This window comes from Enterobacter sp. CGMCC 5087, assembly GCF_003144775.1.
Taxonomy (GTDB): Bacteria; Pseudomonadota; Gammaproteobacteria; order Enterobacterales; family Enterobacteriaceae; genus Enterobacter; species Enterobacter cloacae_M.
Genome location: NZ_QFXN01000310.1, coordinates 1 through 10,347, shown reverse-complemented (window position 1 = coordinate 10,347; position 10,347 = coordinate 1). Strand labels below are relative to the sequence as shown.

Genomic DNA, 10,347 nt, shown 5'->3' with positions numbered 1-10,347 from the left:
TTACCCCAGAATTTCTTCAACGGATTTACCACGCTTGGCAGCGACCATTTCTGGAGAATTCATATTTTCCAGGCCATCAATAGTTGCACGAACCACGTTGATCGGGTTGGTGGAACCATATGCTTTAGCCAGAACGTTATGAACCCCAGCAACTTCCAGAACGGCGCGCATTGCACCACCGGCGATGATACCGGTACCTTCTGAAGCTGGCTGCATGAATACACGAGAACCCGTGTGAACACCTTTAACTGGGTGCTGCAGGGTGCCGTTGTTCAGCGCGACGTTAATCATATTGCGACGGGCTTTTTCCATCGCTTTCTGGATCGCTGCTGGAACTTCACGCGCTTTACCGTAACCAAAACCAACGCGACCGTTACCATCGCCTACTACAGTCAGAGCTGTGAAGGAGAAAATACGACCACCTTTAACGGTTTTAGATACGCGGTTTACCGCGATCAGCTTTTCCTGCAGTTCGCCAGCCTGTTTTTCGATGTGAGCCATCTTACACCTCTACCTTAGAACTGAAGGCCAGCTTCACGGGCAGCATCTGCCAGTGCCTGGACACGACCATGATATTGGAACCCGGAACGGTCAAAGGAAACATTGCTGATGCCTTTTTCCAGAGCGCGTTCAGCAACAGCTTTACCTACAGCTGCAGCGGCGTCTTTGTTACCGGTGTACTTCAATTGTTCTGAGATAGCTTTTTCTACAGTAGAAGCAGCTACCAGAACTTCAGAACCGTTCGGTGCAATTACCTGTGCGTAAATATGACGCGGGGTACGATGTACCACCAGGCGAGTTGCACCCAGCTCTTTGAGCTTGCGGCGTGCGCGGGTCGCACGACGGATACGAGCAGATTTCTTATCCATAGTGTTACCTTACTTCTTCTTAGCCTCTTTGGTACGCACGACTTCGTCGGCGTAACGAACACCCTTGCCTTTGTAAGGCTCAGGACGACGGTAGGCGCGCAGATCTGCTGCAACCTGACCGATCAGCTGTTTATCAGCGCCTTTCAGCACGATTTCAGTTTGAGTCGGACATTCTGCAGTGATACCGGCCGGCAGCGGATGCTCAACAGGGTGTGAGAAGCCCAGAGACAGGCCTACTGCATTCCCTTTGATAGCTGCACGATAACCTACACCAACCAGCTGAAGCTTTTTAGTGAAGCCTTCGGTAACACCAACAACCATTGAGTTCAGCAGGGCACGCGCGGTACCAGCCTGAGCCCATCCATCCACGAAACCATCACGTGGACCGAAGGTCAGAGCGTTATCTGCATGTTTAACTTCAACAGCTTTGTTGAGGGTACGAGTCAGCTCGCCGTTTTTACCTTTGATCGTAATAACCTGACCGTCGATTTTTACATCAACGCCGGCAGGAATAACGACCGGTGCTTTAGCAACACGAGACATTCTTTCCTCCGATTAGGCTACGTAGCAGATAATTTCGCCACCAAGACCAGCCTGGCGCGCTGCACGATCAGTCATAACACCTTTAGAGGTAGAAACAACTGCGATACCAAGACCAGCCATAACTTTTGGCAGCTCATCTTTTTTCTTATAGATGCGCAGGCCTGGGCGGCTGACACGCTGAATGCTTTCTACAACAGCTTTACCCTGGAAATACTTAAGAGTAAGTTCCAGTTCCGGCTTGGTGTCGCCTTCAACTTTAAAATCTTCGATAAAACCTTCTTCCTTCAGCACGTTGGCAATTGCCACTTTCAGCTTGGCGGAAGGCATGGTGACCGCAACTTTGTTCGCGGCCTGACCGTTACGGATACGGGTCAGCATATCCGCGATCGGATCTTGCATGCTCATCTGTCTTTACTCCCGTGATTCAATTGGTAATTACCAGCTAGCCTTTTTCAAGCCTGGCACTTCACCGCGCATGGCGGCTTCACGCAGTTTGATACGGCTCAACCCAAACTTGCCCACATAACCATGTGGACGACCTGTTTGACGACAGCGGTTACGCTGACGAGACGGGCTGGAATCACGCGGCAGAGACTGCAGCTTGAGAACCGCATTCCAACGATCTTCGTCGGAAGCGTTCACATCAGAAATGATCGCTTTCAGTTCAGCGCGTTTAGCGAAGAATTTATCAGCTAAAGCTACGCGCTTTACTTCGCGTGCTTTCATTGATTGCTTAGCCATTCAGTAACCCTACCTTACTTGCGGAACGGGAAGTCAAAGGCAGCCAGCAGAGCACGGCCTTCTTCGTCAGATTTCGCAGTAGTGGTAATGGTAATATCCAAACCACGCACGCGGTCGACTTTATCGTAGTCGATTTCTGGGAAGATGATCTGCTCACGGACACCCATGCTGTAGTTACCACGACCGTCGAAAGACTTAGCGGACAAGCCACGGAAGTCACGGATACGTGGAACAGCAATAGTGATCAGGCGCTCAAAGAACTCCCACATGCGTTCGCCACGCAGAGTTACTTTACAGCCGATCGGATAGCCCTGACGGATTTTGAAGCCTGCAACAGATTTGCGTGCTTTGGTGATCAGCGGTTTTTGACCGGAGATTGCTGTCAGGTCAGCTGCTGCGTTATCCAGCAGTTTCTTGTCAGCGATCGCTTCACCAACACCCATGTTCAGGGTGATCTTCTCGACCCGAGGGACTTGCATGACAGAATTGTAGTTAAACTCAGTCATGAGTTTGTTAACTACTTCGTCTTTGTAGTAATCATGCAGTTTCGCCATCGTACTACTCCAAATTACTTGATAGTTTCGCTGTTAGACTTGAAGAAACGGACTTTTTTGCCGTCTTCGAATCTAAAGCCTACACGGTCAGCCTTGCCGGTAGCCGCATTGAAGATTGCAACGTTAGAAACCTGAATAGCAGCTTCTTTTTCAACGATGCCACCTGGTTGGTTCAGGGCCGGAACCGGCTTCTGATGTTTCTTAACCAGGTTGATACCTTCAACGACAAGTTTGCCGGAAGACAGAACATTTTTTACTTTACCGCGTTTACCTTTATCTTTACCGGTTAACACGATAACTTCGTCATCACGACGGATTTTCGCTGCCATGATTCGCTCCTTAGAGTACTTCTGGTGCCAGAGAGATAATTTTCATGAACTTCTCAGTACGAAGTTCACGAGTTACCGGCCCAAAGATACGCGTGCCGATAGGCTGCTCGCTGTTATTGTTCAAAATAACGCATGCATTACCATCGAAGCGAATGACAGAACCGTCAGGGCGACGAACACCCTTCTTGGTGCGCACCACTACCGCCTTCAGCACATCACCTTTTTTGACCTTACCACGTGGAATTGCTTCCTTGATGGTGATCTTGATGATGTCGCCTACGCCTGCGTAGCGACGGTGCGAGCCACCCAGAACCTTGATACACATTACGCGACGTGCACCGGAGTTGTCGGCGACGTTCAGCATAGTCTGTTCTTGGATCATTTTAGTGCTCCGCTAATGTCAACTACTACCTGAGACTCTAAAATCAGAGCCGTTAAAAAGCCCCATATCGAGGGCGCGGCATTATAACACCGCTTCTGCAATATGGGTAGAAAAAATAAACGGCTCATCGCTGAGCCGTTTATTCGTATTGAGAAGGCGTACTGTATTACAGAACCGCTTTCTCTACAACGCGAACCAACGTCCAGGACTTAGTCTTGGACAGTGGACGGCATTCACGGATTTCAACCTTGTCGCCGATACCACATTCGTTGTTCTCGTCATGTACGTGCAGTTTGGTCGTACGCTTGATGAATTTACCGTAGATCGGGTGTTTCACAATACGTTCGATAGCTACAACAATGGATTTCTCCATTTTGTCGCTAACAACACGACCTTGCAGAGTACGGATTTTATCGGTCATTACGCACCCGCCTTCTGAGTCAGTAAAGTCTTAACGCGTGCAACATTGCGACGCACTTGCTTCAGCAGGTGAGTCTGTTGCAGCTGGCCACTTGCAGCCTGCATACGCAGGTTGAACTGCTCACGCAGCAGGTTCAGCAGCTCAGCGTTCAGCTCTTCAACGCTTTTTTCACGCAGCTCTTTTGCTTTCATTACATCACCGTCTTAGTTACAAAGGTGGTTTTGATAGGCAGTTTCGCTGCTGCCAGGCCGAAGGCTTCACGGGCCAGCTCTTCCGGAACACCGTCCATTTCATAAAGGACTTTGCCCGGTTGGATCAAGGCAACCCAGTACTCCACGTTACCTTTACCTTTACCCATACGAACTTCCAGTGGCTTCTCGGTGATCGGTTTGTCCGGGAATACACGGATCCAGATCTTACCTTGACGCTTAACTGCACGGGTCATTGCACGACGTGCTGCTTCGATCTGACGTGCAGTCAGACGACCACGGCCAACAGCTTTCAGACCGAAAGTGCCGAAGCTAACATCCGTACCCTGCGCCAGACCACGGTTGCGGCCTTTATGCACTTTACGGAATTTTGTACGCTTTGGTTGTAACATCAGCGACGCTCCTTATTTACGGCCTTTACGCTGCTGCTTTTTAGGTTGAGCAGCCGGTTTTTCCGGTTGTTCAACAGCAGCCATACCACCCAGGATCTCACCTTTGAAGATCCATACCTTAACGCCGATTACACCGTAAGTGGTGTGCGCTTCAGAGGTGTTGTAGTCGATGTCAGCACGCAGAGTGTGCAGCGGTACGCGACCTTCGCGGTACCATTCGGTACGTGCGATTTCCGCGCCGCCCAGACGGCCGCTAACTTCAACTTTGATACCTTTAGCGCCCAGACGCATTGCGTTCTGTACAGCACGCTTCATAGCACGACGGAACATAACACGACGTTCCAGCTGTGAAGTGATGCTGTCAGCAACCAATTTAGCGTCCAGTTCAGGCTTACGAACTTCAGCGATATTGATCTGTGCAGGAACGCCAGCGATATCCGCTACGACCTTGCGCAGTTTTTCTACGTCTTCGCCTTTCTTACCGATAACGATGCCAGGACGAGCAGTGTGGATAGTCACACGGATGCTCTTCGCTGGACGCTCGATAACGATACGAGATACAGACGCTTTAGCCAGTTCCTTAGTCAGGTACTGACGTACTTTAAAATCGCTGTCCAGGTTGTCAGCGAATTCTTTGGTGTTCGCAAACCAGGTAGAGTTCCATGGTTTTACAATACCCAGGCGAATACCATTAGGATGTACTTTCTGACCCATTGCTAGTCTCCAGAGTCTCAGCGATCGGACACAACCACAGTAATGTGGCTGGTGCGCTTCAGGATGCGATCTGCACGACCTTTCGCACGCGGCATAATGCGCTTCATGCTTGGGCCTTCATCTACGAAAATTTTCGCGACTTTCAGATCGTCGATGTCAGCGCCATCGTTGTGTTCAGCGTTAGCAATGGCAGATTCCAGTACTTTCTTGACCAATACCGCAGCTTTCTTGTTGGTATAGGTCAGGATGTCCAGGGCCTGCGACACTTTCTTACCGCGAATCAGGTCAGCAACAAGGCGAACCTTCTGAGCAGAAGAACGAGCATGGCGATGTTGAGCTAAAGTTTCCATCTCTTCCTCCTACCTTATTTCTTCTTCGCTTTTTTATCAGCAGCGTGGCCGCGATAAGTACGAGTCGGTGCGAATTCACCCAGTTTGTGACCAACCATTTCGTCGGTAACAAAGACTGGAACGTGCTGACGACCATTATGGACAGCGATGGTCAAACCGATCATGTTAGGAAAGATCGTTGAACGACGGGACCAAGTGCGCAGGGGCTTCTTGTCTCCGCTTTCCACCGCTTTCTCTACCTTCTTCAGCAAGTGCAGGTCAATAAAAGGACCTTTCTTGAGAGAACGTGGCATGGCTTATCCTCTAAAATTATTTGCTACGGCGACGTACGATAAATTTATCAGTACGCTTGTTGCTGCGGGTCTTCTTACCTTTGGTCTGAACGCCCCACGGAGTTACCGGGTGCTTACCAAAGTTACGACCTTCACCACCACCATGTGGGTGGTCGACTGGGTTCATCGCAGTACCGCGAACGGTAGGACGAACACCACGCCAGCGTGCAGCACCTGCTTTACCCAGAACGCGCAGCATATGCTCAGCATTGCCAACTTCGCCCAGAGTAGCGCGGCAGTCTGCTTCGACTTTACGCATTTCACCAGAACGCAGACGCAGGGTGACATAAGCACCATCACGAGCAACGATCTGAACGTAAGTACCAGCGGAACGTGCCAGCTGACCGCCTTTACCTGGTTTCATTTCTACGTTATGAACGGTAGAACCAACCGGGATATTGCGCATCGGCAGGGTGTTGCCTGCTTTGATTGCAGCATCAACGCCAGACTGAATCTGGTCGCCAGCTTTCAGGCCTTTAGGGGCCAGGATGTAACGGCGTTCGCCGTCTTTGTACAGAACCAGCGCGATGTTCGCGGAACGGTTCGGATCGTACTCAAGACGTTCAACAACTGCTGGGATACCGTCTTTGTTGCGTTTGAAGTCAACAATACGATAAGCCTGCTTGTGGCCACCACCGATGTGACGAGTGGTGATACGGCCATTGTTGTTACGACCACCGGATTTGCTGTTTTTTTCCAGCAACGGAGCAAAAGGTTTGCCCTTGTGCAGCTCAGGGTTAACCACTTTAACTACGTGGCGACGACCCGGAGATGTCGGTTTACATTTAACAACTGCCATTGTATTACTCCTCCGACTTACTCAGCGCCGCCAACGAAGTCCAGGTTCTGGCCTTCTTTAAGGGTGACGTAAGCTTTTTTCCAGTCGCTACGACGACCGATACGCTGTCCGTGACGTTTAACTTTCCCTTTAACTACCAGGGTGTTAACGACTTCGACTTCGACTTCAAACAGTTTCTGCACAGCAGCTTTGATCTCTGCTTTGGTCGCGTCTTTAGCAACTTTGAGAACGATGGTGTTTGTTTTTTCCATCGCAGTAGACGCTTTTTCAGAAACGTGCGGTGCGCGAAGCACCTTCAGCAGACGTTCTTCACGAATCATGCCAGCATCTCCTCAACTTGCTTAACAGCATCAGCAGTCATTACGACTTTGTCGAAGGCGATCAGGCTAACCGGGTCGATACCAGTCGCATCGCGTACGTCAACCTTGTGCAGGTTACGTGCGGCCAGGAACAGGTTCTCGTCCAGCTCACCGGTGATGATCAGCACATCTTCCAGAGCCATGTCTTTCAGTTTCTGTGCCAGCAGCTTAGTTTTAGGCGCTTCAACAGAGAACTTCTCGACAACGATCAGACGATCCTGACGTACCAGTTCGGACAGGATGCTTTTCAGCGCGCCGCGGTACATCTTTTTGTTAACTTTTTGACTGTGGTCCTGTGGACGCGCAGCGAAGGTCACGCCACCTGAACGCCAGATCGGGCTCTTGATAGAACCTGAACGCGCACGGCCGGTACCTTTCTGGCGCCATGGCTTTTTGCCAGAACCAGTTACTTCAGCACGAGTCTTCTGAGCACGAGTACCCTGACGAGCACCAGCTGCATAAGCAACAACAACCTGGTGAACCAGCGCTTCGTTGAAATCACGACCGAAGGTAGTTTCGGAAACAGTCAGCGCGCTCTGCGCGTCTTTCAATACTAATTCCATTGCTATCCCCTTACGCCTTCACAGCTGGTTTAACGATCAGGTCGCTACCGGTTGCACCCGGAACTGCACCTTTAACCAGCAGCAGGTTGCGCTCAGCGTCAACACGTACTACGTCCAGGCTCTGAACGGTTACACGTTCGTTACCCAGCTGACCTGCCATTTTCTTGCCTTTGAACACTTTGCCCGGAGTCTGGTTCTGACCGATAGAACCCGGAACGCGGTGAGACAAGGAGTTACCGTGGGTAGCGTCCTGGGTACGGAAGTTCCAGCGCTTAACGGTACCAGCAAAACCTTTACCTTTAGAGGTACCGGTTACGTCAACTTTTTTAACGTCAGCAAACAGCTCAACGCTAATGTCCTGACCTACGGTGAACTCTTCGCCTTCAGCAAGACGGAATTCCCACAGACCACGGCCAGCTTCTACGCCAGCTTTAGCGAAGTGACCCGCTTCTGGTTTGGTTACACGGTTAGCTTTTTTAGCACCAGTGGTAACCTGAATAGCGCGGTAGCCATCGTTAGCCAGATCTTTAACCTGAGTAACGCGGTTTGCTTCAACTTCGATTACGGTTACTGGGATAGAAACGCCATCTTCAGTGAAGATGCGGGTCATACCCACTTTTTTACCGACTAAACCAATCATTGTTTCAACCTCTCAATCGCTCGATGACCTGATTAACCCAGGCTGATCTGCACGTCTACACCGGCAGCCAGATCCAGACGCATCAGAGCATCAACGGTTTTCTCAGTTGGCTCAACGATGTCAACCAGACGCTTGTGAGTGCGGATTTCGTACTGATCGCGCGCGTCTTTGTTAACGTGCGGAGAGATCAGAACGGTGAAGCGCTCTTTGCGGGTCGGCAGCGGGATCGGACCACGGACTTGCGCACCAGTGCGCTTAGCAGTCTCGACGATTTCCGCGGTTGATTGATCGATCAGACGATGATCAAACGCTTTAAGGCGGATACGGATTCTTTGGTTCTGCATGAGACCAGAGCTCCAATTATTTTATAAACGAAAATGATTACTCCTCAAACCCATTACGATTGATGGGAGAGTGTAACCGTTCTTACGTAGCTCCCCAATTGGGAGCATTGTTGAGTAACAAAATGAGCTACTCTGGTTCTGATTGAACCCGCCGTCAATTACGACAAGCCCGCGCATTATACGTAAATCTGGACAAGACGCAAGTGCCGTTTAGAAATTAAGCGCCAGAGGCACAGTATGCGTAAGGGCGCGCAACTTTTTACGCAATGTATCCCTTCTCAAGGCTTTGTCTCGAGCCCCTACGCAAGTGTCGTTTTTATAGATTGCCGACCAGGCCGATTATAGCGAGGATGCGCTCAAACCCCTTTGAGGCCTTTGCCATGTTAACCACCCTCCCCTTTTTGCTGGTCTATTTTTCGCTGACTGCCTTTCTCGTCCGTGCAGATATTCGCTACGGACTGCTTCCCGATAAATTTCTCTGCCCACTGCTATGGGCGGGCCTGCTCTTTCAGCTCTGTGTCCAACCTGATTTTCTGCCGAGTGCAGTGGTGGGAGCGATGGCTGGATATATCGGCTTTGCCGTTATTTACTGGGGATATCGGTTTATCTGCCGGCGTGAAGGGATGGGATATGGTGATGTAAAATACCTGGCGGCGCTTGGTGCGTGGCATGGCTGGTGCATGTTGCCTGCGCTGGCGTTACTCGCTGCGCTTATGGCGCTACTTTGCATTCTTGTGTTTTCGTTACTCCCCGGCGATAAGGGAGCATTAAAAAACCCACTGCCTTTTGGGCCATTTCTGGCAGCAGCGGGTTTATGCGTAGGCTGGAAGACGGTGGTTACTCTTCCACTTTAATCTGCGACTGAAGGTAGTTCTGCAGACCGATTTTAGCAATCAGATCCAGCTCTGTTTCCAGCCAGTCAATATGCCCTTCTTCATCGGCCAGGATCTGGATCATCATATCGCGGCTGACGTAGTCATGTACGCTGTCGGCATAGGCAATGGCTTCACGGAGATCTTTAGCGCCTTCAAGTTCCAGCCTGAGGTCGGAACGCAGCATCTCTTCGACATCTTCTCCGATACCCAGCTTGCCGAGATCCTGCAGGTTTGGAATGCCTTCAAGGAATAAAATACGCTCGATATATTTATCAGCGTGTTTCATCTCATCTATAGATTCATGGTACTCAACGTCGTTTAAACGTTTGAGTCCGCAGTTTTTGAACATTCTCGCGTGAAGAAAATACTGGTTGATTGCGACAAGCTCATTTCCCAATAATTTATTGAGATAACTTATGATTTTAACATCACCTTTCATTATATAGTCCCTCCGCTTCCACTCATTGAAGCGTAGATCGGGCTACAGGGATGTCAAAAAAAAGATGGGCGCTTACGCGATCTCTTTGTATTCCGGGATCTGCATCAATTCGTCCTGCATGATCTCTCGCGCAGCACGTACACATTTACCGCATTGATTTCCCACCGGAACAAATTTGCGTAGCTGCTGAAACGACTGAGGCTGAAACTGACGAACGGCCTGACGTATTTTCTTGTCGCTTACACCATTACATAAACAAACGTACATAGAGACTCCCGTTCAAATTATGCGCAAAGTGTAAGTGAGAATGGTTATGATTACAATAGCACAAACGCCACAATACGGAGCGGGAGCAGGCAAAAAATGCGTAATTTTGTGACAGTACCTGAGCGGCAGAAAACAAAAAAGGACGCCGAAGCGTCCTTTTTTTATTCAGGGATAATTAATTAGCCCAGAACTTTAGCAACAACGCCCGCGCCAACGGTACGGCCG

General features: G+C 50.1%; 22 protein-coding genes. 1 reads left to right on the top strand and 21 read right to left on the bottom strand.

Annotation, left to right across the window (positions count from 1 at the left end; genetic code table 11):
* From rpsE to rpsJ, 19 genes are all read right to left on the bottom strand, one after another.
* Positions 1-501 (bottom strand): 30S ribosomal protein S5, encoded by a 501-nt coding sequence (gene rpsE / locus DEO48_RS25430; protein ID WP_003863299.1) that lies wholly within the window; start codon positions 499-501, stop codon positions 1-3.
* 14 nt (positions 502-515) lie between these two features.
* The gene (rplR, locus tag DEO48_RS25425; RefSeq protein ID WP_003863297.1) at positions 516-869 is read right to left on the bottom strand and encodes a 50S ribosomal protein L18; all 354 of its coding nucleotides are present in this window, start codon (positions 867-869) and stop codon (positions 516-518) included.
* A 9-nt stretch (positions 870-878) separates the two neighbouring features.
* Positions 879-1,412, bottom strand: a complete 534-nt coding sequence (rplF, locus tag DEO48_RS25420; RefSeq protein WP_003863296.1) for a 50S ribosomal protein L6 — start codon at positions 1,410-1,412, stop codon at positions 879-881.
* 12 nt (positions 1,413-1,424) lie between these two features.
* Positions 1,425-1,817, bottom strand: coding sequence for a 30S ribosomal protein S8 (rpsH, locus tag DEO48_RS25415; RefSeq protein ID WP_006178918.1), 393 nt, complete (start codon positions 1,815-1,817; stop codon positions 1,425-1,427).
* A 30-nt stretch (positions 1,818-1,847) separates the two neighbouring features.
* Positions 1,848-2,153 carry a 30S ribosomal protein S14 gene (rpsN, locus tag DEO48_RS25410; protein WP_003863291.1) on the bottom strand — a complete coding sequence of 102 codons (306 nt, stop codon included), beginning with the start codon at positions 2,151-2,153 and terminating at the stop codon, positions 1,848-1,850.
* Positions 2,154-2,167: 14 nt separating this feature from the next.
* Positions 2,168-2,707 carry a 50S ribosomal protein L5 gene (gene rplE, locus DEO48_RS25405; protein ID WP_001096206.1) on the bottom strand — a complete coding sequence of 180 codons (540 nt, stop codon included), beginning with the start codon at positions 2,705-2,707 and terminating at the stop codon, positions 2,168-2,170.
* 14 nt (positions 2,708-2,721) lie between these two features.
* Positions 2,722-3,036 carry a 50S ribosomal protein L24 gene (gene rplX / locus DEO48_RS25400; protein ID WP_003863287.1) on the bottom strand — a complete coding sequence of 105 codons (315 nt, stop codon included), beginning with the start codon at positions 3,034-3,036 and terminating at the stop codon, positions 2,722-2,724.
* Positions 3,037-3,046: 10 nt separating this feature from the next.
* Positions 3,047-3,418, bottom strand: coding sequence for a 50S ribosomal protein L14 (gene rplN, locus DEO48_RS25395; protein WP_002919748.1), 372 nt, complete (start codon positions 3,416-3,418; stop codon positions 3,047-3,049).
* Between the two features lie 166 nt (positions 3,419-3,584).
* The gene (gene rpsQ, locus DEO48_RS25390) at positions 3,585-3,839 is read right to left on the bottom strand and encodes a 30S ribosomal protein S17 (protein ID WP_008503489.1); all 255 of its coding nucleotides are present in this window, start codon (positions 3,837-3,839) and stop codon (positions 3,585-3,587) included.
* Positions 3,839-4,030 carry a 50S ribosomal protein L29 gene (gene rpmC / locus DEO48_RS25385; RefSeq protein ID WP_003863282.1) on the bottom strand — a complete coding sequence of 64 codons (192 nt, stop codon included), beginning with the start codon at positions 4,028-4,030 and terminating at the stop codon, positions 3,839-3,841. The genes rpsQ and rpmC overlap by 1 nt, the downstream gene beginning before the upstream one ends.
* Positions 4,030-4,440: a 50S ribosomal protein L16 gene (gene rplP / locus DEO48_RS25380; RefSeq protein ID WP_002919759.1), complete on the bottom strand. Its 411-nt coding sequence runs from the start codon at positions 4,438-4,440 to the stop codon at positions 4,030-4,032. Before rplP ends, rpmC begins: the two co-directional genes overlap by 1 nt.
* A 12-nt stretch (positions 4,441-4,452) precedes the next feature.
* Entirely contained in the window at positions 4,453-5,154 is a 702-nt protein-coding gene (rpsC, locus tag DEO48_RS25375; RefSeq protein WP_000529945.1) for a 30S ribosomal protein S3, read from the bottom strand.
* A gap of 17 nt (positions 5,155-5,171) precedes the next feature.
* A complete protein-coding gene (rplV, locus tag DEO48_RS25370; RefSeq protein WP_002919773.1) occupies positions 5,172-5,504 on the bottom strand; it encodes a 50S ribosomal protein L22 in 333 nt (110 codons plus the stop codon).
* A gap of 14 nt (positions 5,505-5,518) precedes the next feature.
* A complete protein-coding gene (rpsS, locus tag DEO48_RS25365; protein ID WP_001138117.1) occupies positions 5,519-5,797 on the bottom strand; it encodes a 30S ribosomal protein S19 in 279 nt (92 codons plus the stop codon).
* Positions 5,798-5,813: 16 nt separating this feature from the next.
* Positions 5,814-6,635 (bottom strand): 50S ribosomal protein L2, encoded by an 822-nt coding sequence (rplB, locus tag DEO48_RS25360; protein ID WP_000301859.1) that lies wholly within the window; start codon positions 6,633-6,635, stop codon positions 5,814-5,816.
* Positions 6,636-6,652: 17 nt separating this feature from the next.
* Complete coding sequence (gene rplW, locus DEO48_RS25355; RefSeq protein WP_000617546.1) at positions 6,653-6,955, bottom strand: 50S ribosomal protein L23; 303 nt, start codon at positions 6,953-6,955, stop codon at positions 6,653-6,655.
* A complete protein-coding gene (gene rplD, locus DEO48_RS25350) occupies positions 6,952-7,557 on the bottom strand; it encodes a 50S ribosomal protein L4 (RefSeq protein ID WP_000424395.1) in 606 nt (201 codons plus the stop codon). The genes rplW and rplD overlap by 4 nt, the downstream gene beginning before the upstream one ends.
* A gap of 10 nt (positions 7,558-7,567) precedes the next feature.
* Positions 7,568-8,197, bottom strand: a complete 630-nt coding sequence (gene rplC / locus DEO48_RS25345) for a 50S ribosomal protein L3 (RefSeq protein WP_003863274.1) — start codon at positions 8,195-8,197, stop codon at positions 7,568-7,570.
* Between the two features lie 32 nt (positions 8,198-8,229).
* Positions 8,230-8,541, bottom strand: a complete 312-nt coding sequence (rpsJ, locus tag DEO48_RS25340; protein ID WP_001181005.1) for a 30S ribosomal protein S10 — start codon at positions 8,539-8,541, stop codon at positions 8,230-8,232.
* 380 nt (positions 8,542-8,921) lie between these two features.
* Here rpsJ and DEO48_RS25335 point away from each other — a divergent pair, with 380 nt between their 5' ends.
* Entirely contained in the window at positions 8,922-9,395 is a 474-nt protein-coding gene (locus DEO48_RS25335; RefSeq protein WP_109846654.1) for an A24 family peptidase, read from the top strand.
* Here the strand turns inward: DEO48_RS25335 and bfr are convergent.
* The gene (bfr, locus tag DEO48_RS25330) at positions 9,379-9,855 is read right to left on the bottom strand and encodes a bacterioferritin (protein WP_109846646.1); all 477 of its coding nucleotides are present in this window, start codon (positions 9,853-9,855) and stop codon (positions 9,379-9,381) included. The genes DEO48_RS25335 and bfr overlap by 17 nt on opposite strands.
* Before the next feature lie 72 nt (positions 9,856-9,927).
* The gene (gene bfd / locus DEO48_RS25325) at positions 9,928-10,122 is read right to left on the bottom strand and encodes a bacterioferritin-associated ferredoxin (protein ID WP_008503493.1); all 195 of its coding nucleotides are present in this window, start codon (positions 10,120-10,122) and stop codon (positions 9,928-9,930) included.
* Between the last annotated feature and the right edge of the window lie 225 nt (positions 10,123-10,347).

What these genes read in the sequence shown, in the direction of transcription:
- rpsE (WP_003863299.1), bottom strand. Translation starts at nt 501, where the DNA reads ATGGCTCACATCGAAAAACAGGCTGGCGAACTGCAGGAAAAGCTGATC.
- rplR (WP_003863297.1), bottom strand. Translation starts at nt 869, where the DNA reads ATGGATAAGAAATCTGCTCGTATCCGTCGTGCGACCCGCGCACGCCGC.
- rplF (WP_003863296.1), bottom strand. Translation starts at nt 1,412, where the DNA reads ATGTCTCGTGTTGCTAAAGCACCGGTCGTTATTCCTGCCGGCGTTGAT.
- rpsH (WP_006178918.1), bottom strand. Translation starts at nt 1,817, where the DNA reads ATGAGCATGCAAGATCCGATCGCGGATATGCTGACCCGTATCCGTAAC.
- rpsN (WP_003863291.1), bottom strand. Translation starts at nt 2,153, where the DNA reads ATGGCTAAGCAATCAATGAAAGCACGCGAAGTAAAGCGCGTAGCTTTA.
- rplE (WP_001096206.1), bottom strand. Translation starts at nt 2,707, where the DNA reads ATGGCGAAACTGCATGATTACTACAAAGACGAAGTAGTTAACAAACTC.
- rplX (WP_003863287.1), bottom strand. Translation starts at nt 3,036, where the DNA reads ATGGCAGCGAAAATCCGTCGTGATGACGAAGTTATCGTGTTAACCGGT.
- rplN (WP_002919748.1), bottom strand. Translation starts at nt 3,418, where the DNA reads ATGATCCAAGAACAGACTATGCTGAACGTCGCCGACAACTCCGGTGCA.
- rpsQ (WP_008503489.1), bottom strand. Translation starts at nt 3,839, where the DNA reads ATGACCGATAAAATCCGTACTCTGCAAGGTCGTGTTGTTAGCGACAAA.
- rpmC (WP_003863282.1), bottom strand. Translation starts at nt 4,030, where the DNA reads ATGAAAGCAAAAGAGCTGCGTGAAAAAAGCGTTGAAGAGCTGAACGCT.
- rplP (WP_002919759.1), bottom strand. Translation starts at nt 4,440, where the DNA reads ATGTTACAACCAAAGCGTACAAAATTCCGTAAAGTGCATAAAGGCCGC.
- rpsC (WP_000529945.1), bottom strand. Translation starts at nt 5,154, where the DNA reads ATGGGTCAGAAAGTACATCCTAATGGTATTCGCCTGGGTATTGTAAAA.
- rplV (WP_002919773.1), bottom strand. Translation starts at nt 5,504, where the DNA reads ATGGAAACTTTAGCTCAACATCGCCATGCTCGTTCTTCTGCTCAGAAG.
- rpsS (WP_001138117.1), bottom strand. Translation starts at nt 5,797, where the DNA reads ATGCCACGTTCTCTCAAGAAAGGTCCTTTTATTGACCTGCACTTGCTG.
- rplB (WP_000301859.1), bottom strand. Translation starts at nt 6,635, where the DNA reads ATGGCAGTTGTTAAATGTAAACCGACATCTCCGGGTCGTCGCCACGTA.
- rplW (WP_000617546.1), bottom strand. Translation starts at nt 6,955, where the DNA reads ATGATTCGTGAAGAACGTCTGCTGAAGGTGCTTCGCGCACCGCACGTT.
- rplD (WP_000424395.1), bottom strand. Translation starts at nt 7,557, where the DNA reads ATGGAATTAGTATTGAAAGACGCGCAGAGCGCGCTGACTGTTTCCGAA.
- rplC (WP_003863274.1), bottom strand. Translation starts at nt 8,197, where the DNA reads ATGATTGGTTTAGTCGGTAAAAAAGTGGGTATGACCCGCATCTTCACT.
- rpsJ (WP_001181005.1), bottom strand. Translation starts at nt 8,541, where the DNA reads ATGCAGAACCAAAGAATCCGTATCCGCCTTAAAGCGTTTGATCATCGT.
- DEO48_RS25335 (WP_109846654.1), top strand. Translation starts at nt 8,922, where the DNA reads ATGTTAACCACCCTCCCCTTTTTGCTGGTCTATTTTTCGCTGACTGCC.
- bfr (WP_109846646.1), bottom strand. Translation starts at nt 9,855, where the DNA reads ATGAAAGGTGATGTTAAAATCATAAGTTATCTCAATAAATTATTGGGA.
- bfd (WP_008503493.1), bottom strand. Translation starts at nt 10,122, where the DNA reads ATGTACGTTTGTTTATGTAATGGTGTAAGCGACAAGAAAATACGTCAG.